Raw genomic sequence first — 22557 nt, forward strand, 5'->3', positions numbered from 1 at the left:
CGTCAAGGAGTGGTCCGGTCGCCAGCGCGAATCGTTCAGCCGACAACGCGAAGGGCTCACCCGTCAATGGACAGCTTGTCTCGCACCTGCTCCGGCAAAGCTTCAGAAGCCGGCTCGCTCAGCGTACTGCTCGCATCGAAGCCGGTAGGCGGCGCACCGAGTTCGCGCCGGAACATGTCGCTGAAGCTGCTCGGCTGGAAGCCCAGCGAGCGCGCAATGCTGCTGACCGGGCGTCCCTCCGCCAGGCCCGACACGGCCACCGCCAGTTGCACCTGACGCCGCCATTCGGCAAAGCCCACCCCCAGCTCACGCGTGAAGAGGCGCGCGAGCGTGCGCACGCTCGCGCCGACCGATGCCGCATGCTGTTCGAAGCTGATCGCGATCGACGGGTTGTCGATCACCGCGCGGCACAACGCATCGAGCCGCCGGTCCGACGCATCGGGCAGCGCGATGCGCAGCGACGAGCGCGGGGCGTGCCCCAACTCCAGCATCGCGAGACGATACGCGGCTTCGAGATAGGTTTCGTCGCGAGCATGGGTGCGCTCGTATTCCGCAATCGACGTGATGAGCTCGCGCAGCAGGCCGTTGATCTCGAACACGTCGCTACGCCGGCTCAGGTGGCCGACGTTGCGCTCGTGCAGATAGAGATTGCGCATCTCTACCTCGCTCATCATGTGGATGGAGTGGACCGTGCCGGCGGGCAGCCAGACCGCGCGCTGCGGCGGCACAACCAGCGCTTCGCGGCCGACTTCCACCCACATTACGCCCGACACCGCATACAGCACCTGCGCCCACGTGTGCGAATGCGGGTCGATGTGCAGTCCGCGCGGATAGCGCCGCGCGAGCGAGCGGGCCTCGGCGTCGTCGTGGAGTTCGGGTGGGCGGGCTTGGGACACGGCGGATCGGTTCGCTGTTTGCGGTTCGCACACAAAGATTGCGGACCTTGACGGTCCGTGTGCGAAGAATAGCGTGAGGCGCGAAACGGTGCAGAAACCGTGCATTCTCCCTGCTCGCCTACGGGCGATGTCCCATCACCAGCAGGAGCAACGACAGGGTCACCACCGATCCCACCGTCGACAGCAAGATCGTGCGCGAGGTGATGTGCGCCTCGCGCCGGTAGAACTCGGCCAGCATGAATGGGCCGGTGCCCGTGGGCAACGCGGCCAGTACGACGGCCATCTCGACCAGCGTGGCTGAGAGCCCGAATACGCGCGCTGCGAGCCACCAGGTCAGCGCCGGCTGGCCCAGCAGCTTGAAGGCGGTCAGCAGCAGCGAGATGCCGCGCGAGCCGGCCTCGGACGGACGCTTTTCCGCGAGGAACAGGCCGAGGCTCACCAGCGCGCAAGGACTGGCGGCACCGCTCAGCAGCTTCAGAAACGTCTCCGCGCTTGGCGGCAATGCGACGTGAGTGCTCGCGAACAGCACACCCGCAATCGGCGACACGATCAGCGGATTGCGCGCCAGCGAGTTCAGCACTTTCAACCCCAGCTTGTGCGGCGTGCGTTCGGTTTGCAAGCCGACTTCGATGAGGACGATCGCGAGCGCGAACAGCACGCACGCGACGAGGATCGTGGCGATCGTGGTCGGCGTCAGGCTGGCTGAGCCGAACGCGATCATGCCGAGAGGAAAGCCGATGTAGCCCGTGTTCGGATACGACGCCGCAATCGCGTCGACGCTCGCGTCGGCCAGATGCCGGCCACTCATCAAGCGCATGAAGAGCGTCAGCAGAAACACGCTGACGCACCCGATCGAAAACGTCGCGACAAAAGCCGGCTGATAGAGCTGCTGCCAGGTGGCGTGCGCCATCGTGTCGAACAGAAGGGCCGGCAGCGCCAGCCAGACCACGAAGCGATTCAGCTCGGACGCGGAGTTCGGTCCAAGCACGCCGCGCCGGCGACAGGCAAAGCCCGCGAAAATCAGGCCGAACACGGGAAGCAGAATCTCAAGGGTGGCTAACATCGGTGCAAAAGGCGTGGGTGGACAGAGCGATGCGCCAGCGTAGTGGCTTGCGTTGATACAATCCAATACTGTTTTTTGTCTCCAATAATACCTTTTCTGCATCGTCATTCAGCCCGAGGGCGTCGTGATCGATATTAAGCCGCTACGCTACTTTGTGACACTCGCCGAGACGCGCCATTTCGGCCGGGCGGCGGCACGCCTGAATCTGTCGCAGCCGCCTTTGAGCCGGCAACTGGCGGCGCTGGAGGCGAGCCTGGGTGTGACGCTGCTTGAACGCAGTCCGCGCAGCGTCACGCTCACTGCGGCGGGCGAGCGCTTTTACGTTGATGCGAAGGCGATCCTCGCGTCCGTGGAACAGGCGGTCAGTAACGCGCAAGCCGCGGCGCACGGCGACGCTGGCAAGCTCGCCATCGGCTTCACGATGTGCGCCGCGTACAACGTCGTCCCCGGCTATGCGCGTGCGTTTGGCGCGGCGTTTCCCGAGGTCGCATTGAATCTGCGCGAGGTCGTTTCGAACGATCTGGCCGCGCAAGTGCTGGCCGGACAGATCGACGCGGCGATCATGTTTCCGGGCGTGCCCGACAAGGGCATCGCGACCCGGACGATCCTCCGCGAGCCTTTGTGCGTTGCGCTGTCGCGCAGCCATCCGCGAGCCCGCGCGCGGCGTCTGAGAATCGCGCAACTGGCGGGCGAGCCGTTCGTGCTGGCGTCCGAGGACGTCGCGCCGACCTTGCGCGCGACCATCCTCGAGCATTGCCGCTCGGGCGGCTTCGAACCGGATATCCGCTTTGAAGTGCAGTTGCAGCAGACCGTGCTCAGCCTCGTCGATGAAGGCGTGGGGGTGGCGCTGGTGCCCGCTTCGATGCGCAAGGTACAACTCGCGGGGGTGGTGTTCCGGCCGCTGGTCGATGCGCCGTTGATCGAGCAGGTGCTGGCGTGGTCGCCCGCCAATCGCAATCCGTGTCTGGCGCGGTTTCTCGAACTGGCGTGAGGGGCTGCTTCATGAATTCGCCAGACGGTCCGTGGTGTCCGCTGGGTCTACTGGCTCGGCTGGATAGCGCATGGCGTCCTGCTTGAGGCGCCGCCGGCACCAGAACGTCCAGACTGTTAAGCCGGCATAGACGCCGTAGCGAAGAACCTCAGAGGCCAGCGCCGAGCGCGGATCGTTCGGCCATTGCCAGATGATCAGGCTGCGCAAGAGGTTCTCCCCGGTCATGCCCAGGCCCCATACGAGCGTCATCAACCGGATATAGGCGGCAAGCATAGGACGTTCGCGCCAATGCTTTTCGTAGCTTTCGACGCTGCGATGATCTTCGCGTGCCCGCGTCGAGCGGCCGAGGTAGAACACCAGCGGCCGCGGCAGGGCCAGTGAGACGAGGAACGACACGCCGATCATCCCCGAGATCATGGGATCTTCCAGCGCTCGCATGCGCGAGCCGCCGCCCGCGGCCATCACGATCAGCGACAACACGATGCCGACCAGCACGATCGCACTGAGCGCGTCGAAATGGCGGTGGCGCACCAGGTCCCAGATCATCCACGCGATCAAGGGCAGCGCCGACGCAACCAGTGCGCCGAGTTGGCCATAGTGCGGGAACGCAAGCCGGTAGGCGAGCCACGGCAAGACGAGGTTCACGATCAGCGCGGAGACGTAACGCAAGCGGGCTTTCATGGACCGAGCGGCGGTGAGCGTGGCAATCATGTGCGAGTCGCGCACGCCGGTCTTCGCCGTGCTTGTCGCGCCGGCGTGGCTGCGCATGCGTATCCAGGGAGTGTAGGGCGAAGCCCCTTCGCATGCCAGCGTTCGCGGCGCGGCGCGAGCACTGCCAGGATGGTGGCAGCGTACCTGGCGCGCCAAAAATCTGCGATCATCCCAGCCACGTTTCAACGCTTTCTAGCCCAAAGCGTCCATGCCAACCATCAGCCCGCCTATGTCGACCCGCCCCACGCTCCTCACCACCGACCGCCTGATCATGCGTCCGCACACGCGCGACGATTTCCTCGATAGCTATGCGATGTGGTCCGATCCCGAAGTGATCCGCTATATCGGCGGCAAGCCGTTCACGCGCGAAGAAGTCTGGGCGCGCCTGCTGCGTTACGCAGGACATTGGGCGATGCTGGGATACGGCTATTGGGTGGTGCGGGAAAAGGACGGCGGCCGGTTCCTGGGCGAAGTCGGCTTTGCCGACTATCACCGCGAGATCGAGCCTTCCTTGATGGATACGCCTGAGATCGGCTGGGCACTGGACCCAGCCGTGCACAATCGCGGCTACGCGACCGAAGCCGTGCGCGCCGCACTCGCCTGGGCCGACGCACAGTGGCCGGACGGCGACACTGCCTGCATCATCGCGCCGGAAAACCGGCCGTCGCTGAACGTCGCGCGCAAGTGCGGTTACCGCGAACAGCTTCGCACGACGTACAAAGGCCAGCCGACCATCGTGCTGCGGAGAGCGGCCGGGATGGTGTGACCCGCCGCACGAGACGTCGTCTGAAATCTCGTTAGTTTCTTCAGCCTATGAAGCTTCGGAATCGTCGAGCCGGCGCGTGCCGGCCCGCGAACCGGCTTGCCTGCTTGCCTTATTGAACGCCTTTGCTCGGTGCCGCTCGCTGTTGCGCGATCAAGTCCACCAGCCGTTCAAGCTGCTTGCCCTGCGTATCGAAGTTGCCGGCATCGAGCCAGCGCGCGTAGCTCGGACGTAGCGCAGGCCATTCGCTGTCGATGATCGAAAACCACGCGGTATCGCGATTGCGTTCGCGATACACGATCGCCTGCCGAAAGATCCCTTCGAACGTAAAGCCATAGCGCAGCGCCGCCGTGCGCGACGGTCCATTCAGCGAATCGCACTTCCATTCGAAGCGGCGATAGCCGAGGTCGTCGAACACATGGTTCATCAGCAGGAACATCGCTTCGGTGGCGATGCGCGTGCGCTTCAGGCGCGGCGAATAGGTGACGTGTCCGACTTCGATCACGCCGTTCGCGCGGTCGATCCGCATCAGCGCGAGCGTGCCGACTGCCTTGCCGGTCGCCAGATCGATCACAGCGTAGTGCAGCGGATCGGGCGATGCGGCCATACGAGTCAGATGCTCGCGATACGCGGCGAGGCTCTCGAACGGCCCGACCGACAGATAGGTCCAGTCGCGGCCATCGGGCGCGGAACTGTAGGCCCCGTACAGATCCGCAGCATGGCGTTCCACGTTCACCGGTTCGATCCGGCAATAGCGGCCCACCAGCGGCTCGCGGCCAGGCGCCTGGGCGCCGCTCCAGCCCGGCACGGGGGCGCCAATCGGCTGCTCGAAAGCGTTACGTGTGGGTTCCATGTCTGCTCTCCTGTCGAATGTGGGTGATCGCTGCTTATGGAGAACGATACGGCAAACGTGGTATGTTAAAAAGATCCAGCCGAACAGCATTTGATAGGTCCAGCCAAGATGATCGAGATCATTGGCCCACTCGCCAACCCGGCCGCCACGACCCCCGCCGGCAGCGGCGAAAAACCCGCGCCGCTGCAAAAGCAATTGATCGAGCGTTTGCAGCAGGCCATCCTCGCGGGACGTTTGCCGGCGGGGTCGCTGCTGCCGTCGTCGCGCTTGCTGGCGGCGGAAATGGGCGTGTCGCGCAACACGGTGGTGATCGCGTACGAGCATCTGGCCGCGGTCGGCTATGTCGTGGCCGACAAAAAGGGCACGCGCGTGAGTCCGCTCTCGAGCCCCTCTGCACGCGGTGAGCCGCGGACACTGCCGGTCGCGCCGGAGGTCGCTTACGCGGCGCGCGTCGAGCAATTCACGGCGACGCGCACCCATGCCGACAACACCCTGCCGCTGACGCCGGGCACGCCCGCGTTGGACCGGTTTCCGCTCGCCGCCTGGCGGCGCGCGCTCGAACGTGCGATGGAGCGTGTGTTGCCGCTCGCGCTCGGCTATGGCGACCCGGCGGGCGAGCCGGCCCTGCGCGACGCGATCACTGCGCATTTGCGGATGGCGCGGGGTGTTCGCTGTGACGGCGCGCAGGTGGTGATCACCGAAGGCGCGCAGGAGGCGCTTAACCTGTGCGTGCGGCTGTTCACCAATCCGGGCGACATCGCATGGGTGGAAGATCCGGGCTATCGCGGCGCCAAGGCGGCCTTCAATCTCGGCGATCTGACCATGCTGCCGATGCCGGTCGACCTTGAAGGCATCGCGGTTCCGCCCGACGCCTGGCGCACGCAGCCTCCCAAGCTGATCTACACGTCGCCCGCACATCAGTATCCGACCGGCGCGGTGTTGTCGGTGGCGCGCCGGCTGGAGCTGATCGCGCAGGCGCGCCGTTGCGGCGCCTGGCTGATCGAAGACGACTACGACGGTGAATTCCGCCATACCGGCGAGCCAATCGCCAGCATGCAAGGGCTGGTCGAGGACGCACCGGTTTTGTACGTCGGCTCATTCAGCAAAACGATGTTTCCGGCGCTGCGCATCGGCTTTGTGGTGCTGCCGCGAGCCATCGCCGCGCACACGGCTGTTGCGTTGCAGGAGATGCTGCGCGGCGGGCATCGTCTGGAGCAACTGGCGCTGGCGCATTTCATCGACAGCGGCGAATTCGGGCGGCATCTGGGTCGCATGCGGCGTTTGTATCGCGAGCGTCAGCAGGCGCTGCGCGATGCGCTCACCGCGCATTTCGCGCCGTCACAGATTCTGGGGGGCAATTGCGGCATGCATCTGACGCTTCGCTTGCCGCCGCACATTGCCGATCTGACCCTCGCCGAACGCGCGCTCGCCGCGCGGCTCAATCCGCGCGCGCTGTCGGGTTTTGCATTGCAGCAGTGCGAGGAGACGAATGGACTGGTGATCGGCTACGGCAGCACGCCAGCCGGGCAACTGGCGCCCGCTGTCCGCGTCCTGGTCGAGCTGGTGCGCGAGATGGCGGGCGAGTCGAGCGGCGAGTCGGAAAATGGGGCAGCAAGCGGTTCGACAAGCGAGCCGGCGAGCGGGTCAGCAACCGGCTCGACAAGCGTGCGCACTGTGTAAGTTTTTACGTTTGTCCGCGTGGCCCATGTCGCGCTATCGTGTCGTTTATGCGCGGCGATTTCGACGTGCGCGACGTCGACGAATCACCCGCAGGTCATGCCCAGCGCGCCGTCATGCAAGATCGCGTGACATGCGGCGCGCGCCTGCCGGGCCACGATCGGGCTCGGGCATGAAGCATGCCTTTGTTGTGGCTATCTATGACGATATATCCGACCGGAGACGACATGAAGGAAATCGAACCGACTGCTTGGTTTGAGCTTGCCGCCCATACGCCCGTGCGTGAAGGCTGGTACGAGGTGCAGTTGACGAGCGGGGACACGGCATTTGCGAAATATGGCGACGGCGTATGGACCGAGAAACCGCTACTGGTGTTCACGCACTGGCGCGGCCTCTCCGCCGACCCGTCGAAAGCTGCCGACGGTGAGGCAGAATCGATCGGCGCGGAGGCCACCGCGGCTCAGGGCGTGCGCGCCGCGTGGAACGCGTTCTTCCCTGGATTCGGCGAAGAACAGCACAAACCGCTGGACGCCCTGCCCAACGGGAAAGCCCCGCATTGACCGACTGAGTCTCTGGGCGGCGGCTTACCGGCTACCGCCTGATGATCTCGGCACTCACTTCCGGTTCAGCGCGTCGGCCGCCATGCTGCCGATCTCTATATCGATGTCCGGCGTCTCACCCGTTTCGAGAATCCACGCTGCGGACAACCCTGACCACGCGAGAATCCATTGCAGCAAACGCTGTCTTTCGAGTCCGGCGATTTTCGCCACTCGTTCGACGCGCCGCTCGAACCGTCCCGGTATTAGCGCGGACGCCTGGTCCGGATTGCAGAAGATGTTCGCGTAGTCGAAGCCGCGCTCGCCGTACAGACCCTTCGGGTCGATCGCCAGCCAGCCACGCGCGCCGAAATCGAGCACGTTGCCGTGATGAATATCGCCGTGCAGCACGACCGGGTCTTGCGGCGCGGCGAGCAGGGCTTGTGCGGCGGCGGCACTGTCTGCGAGCCAGCCGCCGTATTGCGCTGCCGCGGGCCAGAGACTCTGGAACCAGCGCGGCAAGCCGATCAGTTCAGGCGGGGGTTTGTTTCGCGGGGTGTGGAGTCGTGCAGCGGCGGCGCAAAGGATGTCGATGGCGTGGTCGTCCGCCTCACTGTCGCCCATGCGGGCTTTGTCCGCTAGCGAGTGATTGCTTTCGGCGCGCTCCAGCAGCAGGGCGTCTGCATCATGGGCAAGCACGCGGGCCGCGCCGTTGCCGTCCCACCACACCATCAACTGCGCGCCGAATTTCTCTTCGGGTTCCTGCGCAACTTTTAGCATCGCGGCGACGCCATGCTGGCGCACCGGCAGCAGGCGGCTGCTATGCGTGCGGATCGGCTCACCGTCCGGCAGCAAGTCCCACTTGACGATGTATTCGGCGAACATCGCGCTTCAGGCTGCGAGCGTGGCTGCGTGGACCGCGGCGGCGAGGGCGATGGCCGGCGTGGTCAGAGGTTTCACCCCACCCGTGACCAATAAGGCCGCACCGACCATCGATGTTTGCGCAAACGCCACGACGTCCGCGCCGTTTTCGTAGGCCGCGTCCGCAGCGGTGGCGATCGTGGACAGATAGCCCGCTGTGTCGTTTGCTCTGAAACGGTCCCACACGCCGCTAACCAACCGAACCTCGACATCCGCGGCAGTACGCGTGGCGGCTTGAGCGAACAGGCTGGTGGTCGGGTCGAGTGTGGTGGATACGGTGCATAGCACGACAACCTTGCCACCACCTTCCACCGCGCGCTGAGCCAACGCGGCATCGGCCCGCAAAACGGGTACCGGTGCGGCTCGCGCGGCGAGGGCGTCGTTGACTGACGGGCCGAGCGTCGAACAGTTGAGCAAAACGGCGTGTGCGTTGTCCGTCAGCGTGAGGAGCACCTTGCGGGTTTGCGCCGCGATCGCGTCGGTCAAGCCGCCAGCCTGCTCAGCGGCGGCGAGCAAGTCGGCGCGGACCACATGTGCCAACTCGAGCGCCTCAAATCCGGCGGCGCGGGCGGCCGCGTCGAACAGGGCGATATTGCTGTCAGCAGTATGCAAGCAGACGATGCGCACGGTTTCTCCAACGGGTTTGATCGTTTTGCATTCTCGCCTGGAAACGGCGCACGTGACGGCCCGCCTCACCCGTTTCGCGCGTCCCCGCTACAATCTGTCGGATTCATTTGACGCGGAAGAGCACGTATGAAAGTCACCCGGGAACCCGTCGCATTGTCGCGGGCCACGCAGTTACTGAATCATGGACCCGTCACCATCATTACCAGCGCGCACGGCGGCCGCTCGAACGTGATGGCAGCATCGTGGGCGATGCCGCTCGATTTCACCCCGCCGAAGGTCGTCGTGGTAGTGGACAGCCGTACGCTCACACGGCAACTGATCGAAGCGAGCGGCGTGTTCGGGCTGCAGCTGCCGAGCCGCGGATTTGCCGCGCAGACGCTGGCGGTGGGCACGAACGCAGGTGCTGAACTCGACAAGTTCTCGGCCTTCGACCTCGAGACGTTTCCCGCGCAAGAAATCGATGTGCCGATGCTGGCCGGCTGCATCACGTGGATGGAATGCAAGGTCATTCCCGACGATAGCCAGCGGCACGATCTGATCATTGGCGAAGTGGTTGCCGCCTACGCGGACAGCCGCGTCTATTCGAACAACCGCTGGCATTTCGGTGACGACCCTGATCTGCGTACGTGCCACTACGTGGCGGGCGGGACGTTCTTCGCTACGGGCGACGCGTTCGAAGTCGAGCCGGTAGCGAGCGGGGCAGGGGATTAACCACGCGGCGGCGACGCGTTAGCGTCCTGGCGACCTCTTACTCTGTACCCTCAGCAAACGCCGTGAGCGCATCCCCCGCCAACCGATAGCGAACCCATTCGCTTTGCGCGCTCGCGCCGATCGATTCATAGAAGCCGATTGCCGGCTCGTTCCAGTCGAGCACGCTCCATTCGAAGCGCCCACAGCCTGTTTCGCATGCAATTTGCGCGAGGTGGCGAAGCATCTGTTTGCCCGCGCCACTGCCGCGCGATGTCGGCGATATGTACAGGTCTTCCAGATAGAGCCCCTGTTTGCCGAGCCACGTCGAATAGGAAAAGAAATAGACGCAAAAGCCGATCGGCTCGCCGTTTATTTCGCAGATCAAAGCCTTCGTGGTGGACGTGGCGGAGAACAGGCTTGTTTCAATGTCTTGAACGGTAGCGACAACTTCGTGTTCCGCTTTTTCATACACCGCGAGTTCGGTGATAAAGCGGAGAATCAAGGCTGCGTCGGATATGTGGGCGTGGCGGATGTGAATGGTCAAGGTGCAGTGCTCGGTCGGTCTGGAGGGTGGATCGAAAGGGCCGTCATGCGCGGCGGCCAATCTTCTATGCCGCTATAGTACGTGGGACTGAGGCTGCCGGGTAGTGACGCCAAGCACGCAGATAGCCGCCGACTCACACCATACAACCGCCTCGAGGCTCTTCGATGAAGCGAATGCCCATCCTTGCGATGTCTTTTCTGATTCTGAGCATCCATGCCCATGCCGAAACCATCGATTGTAAAAACGCATCCGACCAAGCCTCGCTCAACCAGTGCGCCGACCTCGACTACCAGGCGGCCGACAAGAAACTGAACGAGACCTATAGCAAGTTGCTGAAGAAGGTCAGCCCGCAAGGCAAACCGCGTTTGCAGAAGGCTGAGCGCGCATGGGTCACCTATCGCGACGCGCAATGCGAGTTCCTGACTTCGTCTCCGACACCCTACAGCGCCCAGCCAATGATTCACTCGTACTGCCTGAGCCGCCTCACAGAAGCGCAAACCAAGCTGCTCGATGAGCAATTGCACTGTGCAGAAGGTGTCATCGGCTGCGGCCAGCAGTGACCGCGCAAACCGGCGCGCGTCGAGATTGCGATTGACGTTCCCTCACAAACTCGTTTACTGTCGATCCATGGACTTCCACTCGATTCCCTTCGCTGCCGTCACCACCACGACGACCACCTTCACAGGCGGGTCGTCTGGGGGTTGCGCACGCTAGAAGCAAGAAGCTGTGGCAGACCACCAAAGGCCCCGCCGGAAACGGACGGGGCCTTTGGCGTTTCTGGACCTCCGTTTGCGGCATCGATCTGCAGCATTTGCGACATCAAACCAAACGGAGCATGACTGTGAACGATATCGATCATCGTGTACTGGGCAATAAACTCGACCTCTTCCATCAGCAGGAAGAAGGCCCCGGCATGGTCTTCTGGCACCCACGCGGCTGGGAGTTGTACCGCGTGCTGGAAGACTATATTCGCGCCCGCATGCGGCGTGCGGGCTTTCGCGAGATCCGCACGCCGCAATTACTGGCGCGCTCGTTGTGGGAGAAAAGCGGCCATTGGGAGAAGTTTGGCGCGGCGATGTATTCGGTTTCCGACGCCGAACAAGGCCTTCTGGAACAAGGCGGCGCGGAACCACGCGATGCGGAACAAGGACGCGCGTTGTGTCTGAAGCCGATGAGTTGTCCGTGTCACGTGCAGGTGTTCAACCAGCGCGTGCGGTCGTATCGCGAGCTACCGGTTCGTTATAGTGAATTCGGCGCGTGTCATCGTGACGAACCTTCCGGGTCGCTTGAGGGGCTCAAGCGTACGCGTGCGTTCGTGCAGGACGATGCGCATGTGTTCTGCACGGAGGCGCATATCGAAGCCGAAGTCGGTCGCTTCTGTTCGCTGTTGCGCGCGGTCTATGCGGACCTCGATTTTCCCGGCTTCAAAGTAGCGCTCGCCACGCGGCCCGCGATGCGCGCGGGCAACGACCAGACGTGGGATCGCGCGGAAGAGGCGCTGGCAAATGCAGCGCGGGCAGCGGGTCTCGAATTCGATGTCCTCGAAGGCGAGGGTGCATTTTATGGTCCGAAACTCGAGTTTCATCTGACGGACAACCGTGAACGCAGCTGGCAATGCGGCACGATCCAGCTCGATTTCGTGCTGCCCGAGCGGCTTGACGCGGAGTTCGTCAACGAGCGCAACGAACGCGAGCGGCCGGTGATGATTCATCACGTGGTGCTCGGCAGCATGGAGCGTTTTATCGCGATGCTGCTGGAACATCACGAAGGATGGCTGCCGGTGTGGCTCGCGCCGGAGCAGGTCGTGGTCGCGACGATCAGCGACGCGAACGCGGTTTACGCGCAAGAAGTAATGCAGGCACTTGAAGAAGCCGGCATCAGGGCGTTGCTCGACAGCGGACCCGAGCGATTGGAGAAGAAGATCGTCGACGCAAGGGAAAAACAGGTGCCGATTCTCGTCGCGGTCGGTTCGCGCGATGAGCGCGACCGGACGATCAGCATTCGCCTGCGTGACGGGCAACAGTCGACGCTTGCGCTCGCGGAGGGTGTCGAGCACTTGCGGCTGGCTGCGCTGCCGCCCACCTCGCAGTTGAAACCATAAAGCATGGCCGCTTAAGGGCGCACTGACCCGTGCCCTTAAGCTTTGTCTATTTCTTCGGTTCTAAGGCCTCATCCGCATCCCTGAATCTGGCTGCGTTCAACCCACTTCCTCAAACAACCTGCCCCAACTTCTAATCGGCGTCGTATCCACCCCCAACATTCTTAACGACTTCCACACCACGGTTGCCACCGTGTCATAAGCGGGAATATCGGTGGCCATCTCAAACGCCCGCACGAGATGCGCGGCATGAAGATTCGTGCAGAACGTCGTCACTGCATCCGGCCTCGCAAACGCCGCCTCACGCATCATGATCGCCAATTGCGTATCCGGCACCTCGGCAAAACTGAAATTGTGCTGTAAGCCGAGGTGCCGTTCCGCCACGCATTCAATGCCAAGCTTCTCGTAGTTACGTACGATCCGCTGCTGAACATCGTCGATATACGGCGTCACCAAACCAAACCGCCGCACCCCCGTTTTATCGAAGATTTCGTTGAGCGCCAGCACGGAGGTCGTCGCGGGAATGCCCGTCGCCTCGGTGATCTGGCGGCACAACGCTTGATCGCGCTCGAATCCCAACCATCCCGCCGACGTGCCGCTCCAGCCGATCACGTCGACCCGTGCATCGGCCAGTTGACGCGCGGCCGCCAGAATCCGGCTTGCGTCGAACTGACCGAGCGCCTGCTCCGACAATGCGATCTCCGTGACTGTGAAGCGCGCAAAGTGCGCGCTGACGTGCGGCAGTTCGCTTAGCAACGCCGCGGTGATCGGTTCTAGCGCCGTGTTCGACGAAGGCGTGAGCATGCCGAGCCGGATTCTTCTGTGTTGCATCGCGACGTGTCCCTTTGGTGTTTGCTTGCGTGCGTGAGTGGCTTAGTCGGCAAGCAGCCGCTTTACGCCTTCGGCCGCTTCATAACGAAGCTGTTCGAGATCGAGGCCAGGAATCACGCCGTTGTCCACCACCACGCGGCCGTTCACCACGTTGTAGCGCACACGAGCCGGTTCGCCCGCTGTCACCGGCGCCACCGCCACGTCGTGAAAACCGTTGAAGCGCAGATCGCTGATGTCGTACAGGACGAAGTCCGCTGCCATGCCCACCTCGAGCGTGCCGACGGCATCGAGACCGAGCACGCCGGCGCCGCCCGCGCTGCCCCAATGAATGATCTCTTCGACGGTGGTCGCCGACGCCCCTTGGGCCGCGCGATGCACGAGCCATGCGAAGTGCGCCTCGTTGGTCATGCTGCCGGATTCGTTCGACGCCACGCCATCCACCGCCAGCGACACCGGTACGCCTGCCGCCGCCATCTGCGGCGCGGGCGCAATGCCGCTGCCGAGGCGCGCGTTGCTTACCGGACAGTGCGAGCAGCCGCTGCCGGTTTCCGCGAGCATCGCTATTTCGCTCGGCTGCAGATGTACCAGGTGGGCGAACCAGACATCCGGCCCGAGCCACTCGTGATCAGCGACGAACTCGACAGGCAGTTTGTTGAAGCGCTCTTTGCAGAAGTCGACGTAGCGCGTCGTTTCGGAGAGGTGCGTGTGCAGCCTTAAGCCCATGCGACGCGCCGCACGAGCGACTTCCGGCAGCCGTTCCGGCGGCAGCGAAAATGTCGGCGTGGTCGGTGCAACGACCACGCGACGCATCGAGGCGTCGCCCGCATCGTGATAGCGCGACTTCAGGCGTTCGATGTCCGCGAGCATCTGATCGAGCGTTTCCGGCTTGAGCGCAACCTTGGAAAAACCCGGGTGATCGCCTGCTGCCTGCAATGCACCGCCACGGCACAGCACGAAGCGCATGCCGAACGATGCCGCTTCGTCGAACAGCAGATCGCCGGTTTCGGTGGTGCCTTCGGCGTGATAGAGGTAGTGATGATCGGCGCAGGTGGTCACGCCGGACAACAACAACTCGGCAAGCCCCAAACGTGCAGCGACGCGCGCGAGGTCCGGCGTAAAACGCGCCAGACGCGGATACGGCACGGCGGCCAGCCATTCCTGTAAATCGGCGTTGATGCCGGACGGCACCGCTTTCAGCAGGTTCTGGAACAGATGGTGATGCGTGTTCACCCAGCCCGGATAAACGACGCATGAACGCGCGTCGATCACGCGTTCATCGGCGCGCGGTTCGAGATTAGGGGCGATGGTCTCAATCCGGCCGTTGCGAATCCGCAGATCGACTTGACCCAGCCGCGCGTTATTACCACTTCGGCCGCTCATCACCGCGACAGGGTTCTTGATCAGCAACGCTTCAGTTTGCATGCTCACGATTCAATGTCCTTTCAGTTACCGCGAAGCGACCGTCGGTCCAGGGAGGCGCGCCGGCCGCGCTCGTCTTACTGTCTGGGTCGCTTATTCGCGTACCAGGTTGTGCGTCTCGACAATCTTTGCTTCTTCTTCATGCGCGCCGTTCAGCACCGCGTTCAACACGACCGACACCAGACACGCCAGCACAACGCCGCTATGCAGGAACGGCTGTGTCCAGTCGGGCATATGCTTGAAGACTTGCGGCGCCATCACTGGAATCAGCGCGGTGGCGATCGTGAAGCCGACGATCAGCACGTTGTAGCGATTGTGCTCGAAGTCCACCTTTGCCAAGGTTTGAATACCGGCTGCCACCACCACACCGAACATCGCAATGCCCGCGCCGCCGAGGGCCGCAGCGGGCGTTGATGCGACTACCGCACCAATCTTCGGGACCAGCGCCACCACGCACATCAGCAGGCCACTGATCGCCACCACCCAGCGGCTGCGCACGCCAGTCAGGATCACGAGACCGACGTTCTCCATGAAGGCGATGAACGGGAACGCCGCGAACATACCGGCAATCGCGCTCGCCAGACCATTCGCACGCATGCCGCGCACCACGTCTTCCTCGCTCACGTCCTTGCCGACGATGCCACCGATGGCGACGAACAGTCCCATCGATTCGACCATTTGCACCACCATCACAACGATCATCGTCAGCACCGGCACCAGCGAAAACACGGGCGTGCCGAAGTGGAACGGCATCGGCATCGTGAACCACGGCGCGGCGCTCACGCTCGTGAAGTTGCCCATGCCGAGCGAGCAGGCGAGAATGCCGCCTGCGATCAAACCGATGAGCACTGAGAGATTGCGCAGGAACGGGCCGGCGAAGCGGTTGATCGCGAGAATCACCACCGCAACGAACAGCGTGACGCTCAGGAAGGGCAACGCACCGAACTGCTGTTGCGCGGCCTCGCCACCACCGGCCCATTGATACGCAACAGGGAACAGTTGCAAACCGATCACGGTCACGATGCAACCGGTCACCACAGGTGGGAAGAATCTTCGTAAGCGTCCGACCAGGGGCGCGGCGAACATCGTGAAGAGACCCGCGCCAATCACCGCGCCACACACGCCGGCAAAGCCGACGCCCCGACTCATGCCGATCGCGATCACTGGTCCGACGCTGCTGAACGCGACGCCTTGCAGAATCGGCAGTCGCACGCCGAACTTCCAGACGCCGACGGTCTGCAAGATCGTCGAGATGCCTGAGCAAAACAGGGCGGTGCTGATGAGCACGGTCGTGTCGGCCGGCGACATCTTCAGTGCCGACGCGACGATCAACGGAACAGCGATCGCGCCGATATAAGCCACTAACATGTGCTGCAAACCGAGCGTGATCATCTGGCGCTTCGGCAGAATCCGATCGACGGGGTGTATGGCGGTGTTCATGACGTGTCTCCAGTGTCGACCAGAGTTCGCGCTTTAGCGCGTTACTCTGGTCCCATGCAAAGCACTTACTCCGGTCCCATGCACAGCGATTATCGTTGTCGATCGGAGCGCGCCGCAGGGCCTAGCCGTGCAGCATCACTTCGCGCGCCGACCGGATCTCCCGTCAGGCCGCAACCGGCACGGCAAGACAGGCATGGAAGCGGTCGGTCAGCGCGGCGCGATCGAGATCGCGTCCGATGAATACAATGCGGCATGAGCGCGGTTCAGTGCCCCACACTTGCGCCGCGCGCAATTCGATGACGTTGTGCACGCCTTGCAGCACATAGCGGTGCGACTGGCCTTGCACGGCGAGAATGCCTTTCATGCGGAACAGGTTGGTGGCATCGGACTCGCGCATTTCAGTGAGCCAGGCTTGCAGCGCATCGAGATCAATGTCCGCATCCACTTCGATCCCGACCGAGGACACGCTTTCGTCGTGCTGGTGGTCGGCGTGATCTTCATCATGATGGGCGTGTTCATGATCGTGATGCGCTTCATGGTCGTCGTGGTGATGCGCTTCCTCATGCGAGTGCTTGTGCTCTTCTTCATGCAAGCCGTCAGCCTCCACGAGAATCTGCGAGAACTCATTCGCGCCGATACCGAGAATTTTGTCCAGGTCGATCTGTGCATAGCTCGATTCGACGATCTCCGCAGTGGCATTCAACCCGCGAATACGCTGTGTTAGTGAAGCGATATCTTCCGCCGTCACCAGGTCGACTTTATTGATCACGATACGGTCCGCGCAGACGATCTGATCGACCGCCTGGTTGTCGCTGCCGTCGAGCACCAGATCGTCCAGGTGCGCGGCGATATGCTTCGCATCCACCATCGTGACGACCGCATCCAACGTCACCTGTTTCGCGATCGGATCGTCGAGGAAGAAAGTCTGTGCGACCGGATACGGATCGGCGAGCCCACTCGTTTCGACGATGATGTGATCGAGCCGGTCCGGCCTTTCCACCAGCATGCGCACGATCCGCACCAGGTCTTCGCGCACAGCACCGACGCAGCACACGCAGCCGTTGGTCATCTCGTAGATCTCTTCGGTCGATTCGAGCACGAGGCCACCGTCAATGCCGATTTCGCCGAACTCGTTCTCGATCACCGCGATCTTGCGGCCGTGCTTCTCGCGCAGGATGTAGTTGAGCAGCGTCGTTTTGCCGGCGCCGAGAAAACCGGTCAGCACCGTGACGGGGATTTTCTCGATTTCGTTGTGGGTGGTGTGAATGTGATTCATGGCTCGTCTCCGTTTCTTCGTTCGTACTGCGGTTCGTGCGGTTCGGCTATCAGGCGGTATGCGGTGCTTGTGACGTTTCTTGTGATGCGGTTTCTACTTCAGCCTCTCGCCAGCGTTTGACGGTGCCCGCTTCCAGGCCGAACAGATCGAGCACGCGGCCAAGCGTGTGGTCGATCATCCGGTCGAGCGAAACAGGGCGCGCGTAAAACGCCGGGACAGGTGGGGCGACGATCGCGCCCATTTCAGTGACGGCGATCATGTTGCGCAGATGCGCCAGCGTGTAAGGGGTTTCACGCGCCAGCAGCACTAACGGGCGGCGCTCTTTTAACGTGACATCGGCGGCGCGCGAGATCAGGTTTGACGACATCCCGCTGGCAATTTCGGCAAGTGTCTTCATCGAACAGGGCGCGACGATCATGCCCAGCGAGCGGAACGAACCGCTGGAAATGGCCGCTGCCATGTCGTCGCAACGGTAGGTGAAGCTGGCGAGGGCGCTGACGTCGGCGAACTTGTAGTCGGTTTCGTGCGTCATCGTCAGCAGAGCGCTGCGCGAGACGGTCAAATGCGTCTCGATGTCGAGTTCACGCAGCAGTTGCAGCAGGCGCACGCCGTACGTGAAACCGGACGCGCCGCTGATGCCGACTACCAGTCGCCGTGGGGTCATTGCTGGGCTCCGATGGCGGCGCGGTTCAGAATCTCAAGCGCTTGTTGCGCAGCGCGCTCGCTGATCTTCGCGCGAATGCCGTCGAAATGGGAACCGCGTGTTGCGTCGATACCCATACGCGACGTCGTGCCCGCCGCAGACGATGACGGATCGAGTGGGCTACCCGGCAACCCATCGACAATGAACACGTCCTGGTGGGGCTGAAAATGCGTGGCGATGGCCCACAGCACTTGCGAATCGTTGGTGATGTCGATATCGCTATCCACCGCCACCACGTTCTTCAGATACGGGTCCCAGCCGAGCAATGCGAGCATGATTTGGCGCGCTTCACCGTCGCGTGTCTGGTTCAGCGCGACGTAGCAGTGGAAATGCGTGCCCGAGTTCGGATAGTGCAGCGCGGTGACGGAAGGAAAGCGCGCCTTCAGTTTCTCGCTCATTTCCGCTTCGCGTGGCAAGCGAGCGAGTGTCAGATGCTCGGCATATGGGCCGCCGACGACATCGACGAGCCATGCATCGTTACGCTGCATCATCGTGTCGACGCGCAGCACGTTATTGGTGGAGCGGTCCGATGAATAGCCGGTGAATTCGCCGAACGGGCCTTCTTCTGCATGAGCGTCCGGATCGATCGTGCCTTCAAGGACAAACTCAGCGGAAGCGGGAACGCCAATGCCGTAACGCGGCGTACGCACCAGTTCCAGCGGTGCACCAAACAAACCGCCAGCAATTGCGCGCTCATCGGTACCGAAGGGCACGCGCGCCGCGGCGGCCAGCATGAACAGCGGATGTGCGCCGATCACCATCGCGACTTTCAGCGTGTCGCCGCGTGCTTGAGCGGTTTGCAGCATGCGCCAGAGGTGGCCGCGTGAATGCAGGCTGGTGGCGAGCGCGTTGCGGGCGTGCCGCATTGAACGGTGATAGCTGAGATTGGCGACGCCCGTCACTGGGTCTTCGGCAATGATCACCGCGTTGGTGATGTACGGGCCACGATCGGTATCGAAGTGGCGGATCATCGGCAGTTGCGCGAGATCGACGGCTTCGCCTTCGATAACCTGGTCGAGAACGGGGCCGGTCGGAACGTAAACAGGTGCGACAGGCGCGTTCACGCGGTGTTGGTAAGCGTCGAACAGGCCTGACGCATCGACGTCGAACAAACGCCCAATGCGGGTACGTGAAGCAAAGAAATTGGTGACCAGCGGTGTCGCAATGCCGTCGACCTTTTCGCAGATCAGCATGTCATGCCGTCCGCGCGCGGCCAATTCGGCCACGATAGCGGTGACGTCCTGATCCGCGGCAACGGGCTGTTTGATGGTCAATACATCGTCGGAATACTGCTCGCGATACGCCTGTGCGAAGCGATGAAAATCCTGCGTGGCGCGGAAGAGGTTATCCGCCATGGTGAACTCCGTCGAAAGCGATAACGAAAGCGGACTGTAGGGAGAGGCAGGTGCGGTATGAGTCGCACCTGCCCATCAGCAAGCGCTAAACGCGTTAAGCAGGCTGCGTTACGTCATTCACGTAGGTCGCCTTCAAACGCTTCTCCGCTTCGGCCAGATCTTTCGGCGGCTTGGTCGGCTCGATGCCGACCAGACGAGCGATGTTGTTGCCCATATAGTCTTCGAGACCGTCTTCATCCAGATCCATGCCTTGCGGCGCCGGACCGCACAGCATTTCGAGTTCGCGCAGCCACATACCCGGCTCGTTTGGCGGCGAATCGGTACCGAACACGATCTTGTTGCGCGGCAGTTCACGAGCGAATTCGACGATGCGCGACTGATAGCACCAGCCCGATTCGCAGTACACGTTCGGTGTATCCATCGCCATCCAGAACGATTCGAACGAGTAGTTGCCGCCCGTCTGAATCCCGAAGTGACCAATGATGAAATTCACCATCGGAAATTCGCGGATGATCGGATAGAACTGCGTCGGAATCGTGTACGGTCCGTCGCCGGTGTGAATCAGCACCACCACGCCGAGTTCGGCGCACTTCTTCATCGCCGGACGCAGCCAGTCGAGCGCGCGATCGGGACGATAGCCGTGCATGTTCGCGTGCAGCTTGAGCATCTTGAAGCCGTACTCCTTCACGTGGAATTCGAGTTCGGCTGCGCCGTTCTCCGGACCCCAACGCGGGTTGTACGTGAAGTTGCCGATAAAGCGATCAGGGTACTTCTGCGTGAGCTCGGCGATATACGCCATGTAATCGCGAATGCCTTCACGGCCGCGGCGATTGCCGTCGCGATGGCCGGTGTTGCCCGGCGGCGGCTGAATGAAGCCCATGTCGATACGGCGCGGCTTGCCGTTGATGATGTACGGACCGTCCATCATCTTCAGCAGGCGTTCGCCGGTGAACGGCTCGCCGGTGTGGCGCCACGCTTCGTCGACGAGATTGGTCGGGTGCAGATGGGTATCGATGATCATCAGCGGGCTCCTGCGTAGGCTGCTTGAGTTGCATTCGCGGCATGCTTCTGCGACACGCCAGCGTGTTGTTTCAGATAGGCTTGTGCTTCTTCGACGCTTTTCGGCCGCGCGGTGGGCTCGATGCCGATCATGCGGGCGAGGTTGTTGCCGAGGTAATCCTCGAGCGTGTCTTCGTCGAGATTCAGGCCTTGCGGCGGCTCATGGCACAACACTTCGAGCAAACGCAGCCACATGCCGGGCTCGTTCGGCGGTGTATCCGAGCCGTAGAGAATCTTGTGTGTCGGCAGCACCTTCGCGAATTCGACGATCCGCGATTGCAGGCACCAGCTCGATTCGCAATACACATTCGGCGTATCCAGTGCCATCTGATACGGCTCGAAGCAGTACACGCCACCTGTCTGCACACCGAAGTGCGCCATGATGAAATTCACCGATGGAAATTCGCGGATCAACGGATACCACTCGCTCGGAATGCTGTAGGGACCATCGCCGGTGTGCAGTTTCACGAGCAGGCCGAGGTCCGCGCATTTACGCAATGCAGGACGCAGCCAGTCGAGCGCGCGGTCGGGACGGTACGCATGCATGTTGGCCTGCAACTGCACCATCTTGAAGCCGTGTTCCTTCGCATAGAACTCGATGGCTTCAGCGCCGTTCTCAGGACCGCAACGTGGGTTGTACACGAAGCAACCGATCAAACGGTCCGGGTACTTCTGCGTCATTTCGACGGTGTACGCCATGTAGTCGTCGATCGATTCGCGCCCCGAACGATTGCCGTCGGTCCACGTATAGATGGTGTTGCCTTGCGGCGGCTGAATGAATGCCTTGTCGATGCGGCGCGGTTTGCCGTTGATGATGTACGGACCGTCCATCGTTGCGATCAGACGCTCGCCGGTAAATGGCTCGCCGTCATGGCGCCAGGCGAGGTCGACCAGATTGGTCGGGTAACAGCTAGTGTCGATGATCATGTACTCGATCTCCTTGAGAGGAACTGGTGTATCCAGTTGCCGGATCGCGGGCAGGCGCATCGATGGAACGGAGCCCAGACGGACTTGCCCATGCGGCCCTTTGCAAGACGCAGTGTTTGTGCGCCTTCCCCTCGCCGGCATCGAGTGTCACACTGATGTGCACTGCTGCTTGCGATGCAGTCTCACAAGATAAAAACGCTCTGTACAATATTTTTTAACCACGATCTTGATACGTTTGCGATATGGACATCCGGTTGTTGCGTTACTTCGCGGTACTTGCCGACGAACTGCATTTCGGCCGGGCAGCCGCACGGCTGCACATTTCGCAGCCGCCGCTGAGCCAGCAAATTCGCATCCTCGAAGAGGAGATGGGCACCGCGTTGTTCATGCGCTCGCAACACCGTGTCGAACTCACCGATGCAGGGAAAACACTTAAGGAGCAGGTACCGTTGATCTTCGCGCAGTTCGAACGCGCGATCGATCTGACGCGTTGCGCGGGACGTGGCGAAGTGGGAAGTCTCGAGATCGGCATCATTAGCTCAGCGATGGTCGAACCGATTCCGCGCGCGCTACGGGTATTTGCGGAGAAGCATCCGCAGGTACAGTGGACGCTGCATGAAATGACACCCGCTGCGCAGATTCTCGCGCTCAAGGAGCGGCGCCTGGATGTGTGCTTCTTCCGGGTGTCGCATGAGGACCCGGAGATTCGTAGTGAAGTGGTGATGCGGGAATCGGCGGTGGTGGCGCTCCCGTTAGGGCATCGGCTTGCCGCGCGTGGGGAGATCGCGTTGCGTGAGTTGGAGACGGAGCGCTTTGTATCGTTCGGTTTGCAGCAGTCGCAGCTTGCGCGCTTTCTGCAGAACTGTTGCGTCGAGGCAGGGTTTACGCCGCAGATCGAGCAGGAGGTGGTCGAGGTGCATACGCTGCTGTGTCTCGTGCGTGAAGGCTTAGGCGTGGCGTTGCTGCCTTCGTCGGCGCGGCAATTGACGACCGGTGGCGTTGCGTTCGTGCCGCTGGTTGCTCCGTGTCCTGAGGTGTCGTTGCACGCACGCTATCGCGCTGAGGATCCGTCGCCGGTGCTTTCGCTTTTTCTCGACACCGTGCGCGAGGTGGCTGCTAGCGTGAGTGTGGACGCGAAGGGTGGCGAGAGGTAACGCCAGCGCGCTGCCCGTTTGCG

23 protein-coding genes are annotated in these 22557 nt (G+C 62.4%); 8 read left to right on the forward strand and 15 right to left on the reverse strand.

The window, feature by feature from the left end:
• Window positions 1–56: 56 nt before the first annotated feature.
• Complete coding sequence (locus GNZ12_RS25555; protein WP_172314932.1) at window positions 57–896, reverse strand: AraC family transcriptional regulator; 840 nt, start codon at window positions 894–896, stop codon at window positions 57–59.
• Window positions 897–1014: 118 nt separating this feature from the next.
• Complete coding sequence (locus GNZ12_RS25560) at window positions 1015–1959, reverse strand: AEC family transporter (protein ID WP_172314934.1); 945 nt, start codon at window positions 1957–1959, stop codon at window positions 1015–1017.
• 124 nt (window positions 1960–2083) lie between these two features.
• Between GNZ12_RS25560 and GNZ12_RS25565 the strand changes: the two genes are divergently transcribed.
• Window positions 2084–2950, forward strand: a complete 867-nt coding sequence (locus tag GNZ12_RS25565; protein WP_172314936.1) for a LysR family transcriptional regulator — start codon at window positions 2084–2086, stop codon at window positions 2948–2950.
• A gap of 9 nt (window positions 2951–2959) precedes the next feature.
• On the opposite strand, the gene GNZ12_RS25570 is transcribed toward GNZ12_RS25565, so the two are convergent.
• The gene (locus tag GNZ12_RS25570; protein ID WP_172315099.1) at window positions 2960–3631 is read right to left on the reverse strand and encodes a VC0807 family protein; all 672 of its coding nucleotides are present in this window, start codon (window positions 3629–3631) and stop codon (window positions 2960–2962) included.
• 259 nt (window positions 3632–3890) lie between these two features.
• On the opposite strand from GNZ12_RS25570, the gene GNZ12_RS25575 reads away from it, so the two are divergent.
• Complete coding sequence (locus tag GNZ12_RS25575) at window positions 3891–4427, forward strand: GNAT family N-acetyltransferase (RefSeq protein ID WP_172314938.1); 537 nt, start codon at window positions 3891–3893, stop codon at window positions 4425–4427.
• 109 nt (window positions 4428–4536) lie between these two features.
• Here the strand turns inward: GNZ12_RS25575 and GNZ12_RS25580 are convergent, their stop codons facing one another.
• Complete coding sequence (locus GNZ12_RS25580; protein ID WP_172314940.1) at window positions 4537–5277, reverse strand: GNAT family N-acetyltransferase; 741 nt, start codon at window positions 5275–5277, stop codon at window positions 4537–4539.
• Between the two features lie 108 nt (window positions 5278–5385).
• On the opposite strand from GNZ12_RS25580, the gene pdxR reads away from it, so the two are divergent.
• A complete protein-coding gene (gene pdxR / locus GNZ12_RS25585) occupies window positions 5386–6957 on the forward strand; it encodes a MocR-like pyridoxine biosynthesis transcription factor PdxR (protein WP_172314942.1) in 1572 nt (523 codons plus the stop codon).
• A 224-nt stretch (window positions 6958–7181) separates the two neighbouring features.
• A complete protein-coding gene (locus GNZ12_RS25590) occupies window positions 7182–7514 on the forward strand; it encodes a hypothetical protein (RefSeq protein WP_172314944.1) in 333 nt (110 codons plus the stop codon).
• A 54-nt stretch (window positions 7515–7568) separates the two neighbouring features.
• Here GNZ12_RS25590 and GNZ12_RS25595 read toward each other — a convergent pair whose 3' ends face one another.
• Together GNZ12_RS25595 and GNZ12_RS25600 are read right to left on the reverse strand one after the other, a co-directional pair.
• On the reverse strand, window positions 7569–8375 hold the full coding sequence (locus GNZ12_RS25595; RefSeq protein ID WP_172314946.1) for an aminoglycoside phosphotransferase family protein: 807 nt from the start codon (window positions 8373–8375) through the stop codon (window positions 7569–7571).
• 6 nt (window positions 8376–8381) lie between these two features.
• Complete coding sequence (locus GNZ12_RS25600) at window positions 8382–9038, reverse strand: aspartate/glutamate racemase family protein (protein ID WP_172314948.1); 657 nt, start codon at window positions 9036–9038, stop codon at window positions 8382–8384.
• Between the two features lie 126 nt (window positions 9039–9164).
• On the opposite strand from GNZ12_RS25600, the gene GNZ12_RS25605 reads away from it, so the two are divergent.
• Complete coding sequence (locus GNZ12_RS25605) at window positions 9165–9749, forward strand: flavin reductase family protein (protein WP_074289290.1); 585 nt, start codon at window positions 9165–9167, stop codon at window positions 9747–9749.
• A gap of 37 nt (window positions 9750–9786) precedes the next feature.
• Here GNZ12_RS25605 and GNZ12_RS25610 read toward each other — a convergent pair whose 3' ends face one another.
• The gene (locus tag GNZ12_RS25610) at window positions 9787–10272 is read right to left on the reverse strand and encodes a GNAT family N-acetyltransferase (RefSeq protein ID WP_172314950.1); all 486 of its coding nucleotides are present in this window, start codon (window positions 10270–10272) and stop codon (window positions 9787–9789) included.
• A gap of 164 nt (window positions 10273–10436) precedes the next feature.
• On the opposite strand from GNZ12_RS25610, the gene GNZ12_RS25615 reads away from it, so the two are divergent.
• Complete coding sequence (locus GNZ12_RS25615; protein WP_172314952.1) at window positions 10437–10832, forward strand: lysozyme inhibitor LprI family protein; 396 nt, start codon at window positions 10437–10439, stop codon at window positions 10830–10832.
• Between the two features lie 251 nt (window positions 10833–11083).
• Complete coding sequence (gene thrS, locus GNZ12_RS25620; protein ID WP_268959055.1) at window positions 11084–12373, forward strand: threonine--tRNA ligase; 1290 nt, start codon at window positions 11084–11086, stop codon at window positions 12371–12373.
• Between the two features lie 96 nt (window positions 12374–12469).
• On the opposite strand, the gene GNZ12_RS25625 is transcribed toward thrS, so the two are convergent.
• From GNZ12_RS25625 to GNZ12_RS25660, 8 genes are all read right to left on the reverse strand, one after another.
• Window positions 12470–13201: a maleate cis-trans isomerase family protein gene (locus GNZ12_RS25625; protein ID WP_172314957.1), complete on the reverse strand. Its 732-nt coding sequence runs from the start codon at window positions 13199–13201 to the stop codon at window positions 12470–12472.
• A 42-nt stretch (window positions 13202–13243) separates the two neighbouring features.
• On the reverse strand, window positions 13244–14623 hold the full coding sequence (locus tag GNZ12_RS25630) for an amidohydrolase family protein (RefSeq protein WP_216673362.1): 1380 nt from the start codon (window positions 14621–14623) through the stop codon (window positions 13244–13246).
• Window positions 14624–14713: 90 nt separating this feature from the next.
• Window positions 14714–16060, reverse strand: coding sequence for a nucleobase:cation symporter-2 family protein (locus GNZ12_RS25635; RefSeq protein WP_172314961.1), 1347 nt, complete (start codon window positions 16058–16060; stop codon window positions 14714–14716).
• 163 nt (window positions 16061–16223) lie between these two features.
• Window positions 16224–17336 carry a CobW family GTP-binding protein gene (locus GNZ12_RS25640; protein ID WP_172314963.1) on the reverse strand — a complete coding sequence of 371 codons (1113 nt, stop codon included), beginning with the start codon at window positions 17334–17336 and terminating at the stop codon, window positions 16224–16226.
• Window positions 17337–17385: 49 nt separating this feature from the next.
• The gene (locus tag GNZ12_RS25645; RefSeq protein ID WP_172314965.1) at window positions 17386–18000 is read right to left on the reverse strand and encodes a UbiX family flavin prenyltransferase; all 615 of its coding nucleotides are present in this window, start codon (window positions 17998–18000) and stop codon (window positions 17386–17388) included.
• Window positions 17997–19394, reverse strand: coding sequence for a UbiD family decarboxylase (locus GNZ12_RS25650; protein WP_172314967.1), 1398 nt, complete (start codon window positions 19392–19394; stop codon window positions 17997–17999). The genes GNZ12_RS25645 and GNZ12_RS25650 overlap by 4 nt, the downstream gene beginning before the upstream one ends.
• A 94-nt stretch (window positions 19395–19488) precedes the next feature.
• A complete protein-coding gene (locus tag GNZ12_RS25655) occupies window positions 19489–20415 on the reverse strand; it encodes an amidohydrolase family protein (protein WP_172314969.1) in 927 nt (308 codons plus the stop codon).
• A complete protein-coding gene (locus tag GNZ12_RS25660; RefSeq protein WP_172314971.1) occupies window positions 20415–21380 on the reverse strand; it encodes an amidohydrolase family protein in 966 nt (321 codons plus the stop codon). Before GNZ12_RS25660 ends, GNZ12_RS25655 begins: the two co-directional genes overlap by 1 nt.
• 242 nt (window positions 21381–21622) lie before the next feature.
• On the opposite strand from GNZ12_RS25660, the gene GNZ12_RS25665 reads away from it, so the two are divergent.
• Window positions 21623–22534 carry a LysR substrate-binding domain-containing protein gene (locus GNZ12_RS25665; RefSeq protein ID WP_172314973.1) on the forward strand — a complete coding sequence of 304 codons (912 nt, stop codon included), beginning with the start codon at window positions 21623–21625 and terminating at the stop codon, window positions 22532–22534.
• The last annotated feature ends 23 nt before the right edge of the window (window positions 22535–22557 follow it).

The organism is Paraburkholderia solitsugae (assembly GCF_013177695.1).
Taxonomy (GTDB): Bacteria; Pseudomonadota; Gammaproteobacteria; order Burkholderiales; family Burkholderiaceae; genus Paraburkholderia; species Paraburkholderia solitsugae.

Coding starts and splice junctions, on each gene's coding strand:
- GNZ12_RS25660 (WP_172314971.1), bottom strand. CDS start 21,380: ATGATCATCGACACTAGCTGTTACCCGACCAATCTGGTCGACCTCGCC.
- GNZ12_RS25655 (WP_172314969.1), bottom strand. CDS start 20,415: ATGATCATCGATACCCATCTGCACCCGACCAATCTCGTCGACGAAGCG.
- GNZ12_RS25615 (WP_172314952.1), top strand. CDS start 10,437: ATGAAGCGAATGCCCATCCTTGCGATGTCTTTTCTGATTCTGAGCATC.
- GNZ12_RS25560 (WP_172314934.1), bottom strand. CDS start 1,959: ATGTTAGCCACCCTTGAGATTCTGCTTCCCGTGTTCGGCCTGATTTTC.
- GNZ12_RS25640 (WP_172314963.1), bottom strand. CDS start 17,336: ATGAATCACATTCACACCACCCACAACGAAATCGAGAAAATCCCCGTC.
- GNZ12_RS25595 (WP_172314946.1), bottom strand. CDS start 8,375: ATGTTCGCCGAATACATCGTCAAGTGGGACTTGCTGCCGGACGGTGAG.
- GNZ12_RS25590 (WP_172314944.1), top strand. CDS start 7,182: ATGAAGGAAATCGAACCGACTGCTTGGTTTGAGCTTGCCGCCCATACG.
- GNZ12_RS25580 (WP_172314940.1), bottom strand. CDS start 5,277: ATGGAACCCACACGTAACGCTTTCGAGCAGCCGATTGGCGCCCCCGTG.
- GNZ12_RS25650 (WP_172314967.1), bottom strand. CDS start 19,394: ATGGCGGATAACCTCTTCCGCGCCACGCAGGATTTTCATCGCTTCGCA.
- GNZ12_RS25575 (WP_172314938.1), top strand. CDS start 3,891: ATGTCGACCCGCCCCACGCTCCTCACCACCGACCGCCTGATCATGCGT.
- GNZ12_RS25605 (WP_074289290.1), top strand. CDS start 9,165: ATGAAAGTCACCCGGGAACCCGTCGCATTGTCGCGGGCCACGCAGTTA.
- GNZ12_RS25570 (WP_172315099.1), bottom strand. CDS start 3,631: ATGAAAGCCCGCTTGCGTTACGTCTCCGCGCTGATCGTGAACCTCGTC.
- GNZ12_RS25665 (WP_172314973.1), top strand. CDS start 21,623: ATGGACATCCGGTTGTTGCGTTACTTCGCGGTACTTGCCGACGAACTG.
- GNZ12_RS25625 (WP_172314957.1), bottom strand. CDS start 13,201: ATGCAACACAGAAGAATCCGGCTCGGCATGCTCACGCCTTCGTCGAAC.
- GNZ12_RS25645 (WP_172314965.1), bottom strand. CDS start 18,000: ATGACCCCACGGCGACTGGTAGTCGGCATCAGCGGCGCGTCCGGTTTC.
- pdxR (WP_172314942.1), top strand. CDS start 5,386: ATGATCGAGATCATTGGCCCACTCGCCAACCCGGCCGCCACGACCCCC.
- GNZ12_RS25635 (WP_172314961.1), bottom strand. CDS start 16,060: ATGAACACCGCCATACACCCCGTCGATCGGATTCTGCCGAAGCGCCAG.
- GNZ12_RS25630 (WP_216673362.1), bottom strand. CDS start 14,623: ATGCAAACTGAAGCGTTGCTGATCAAGAACCCTGTCGCGGTGATGAGC.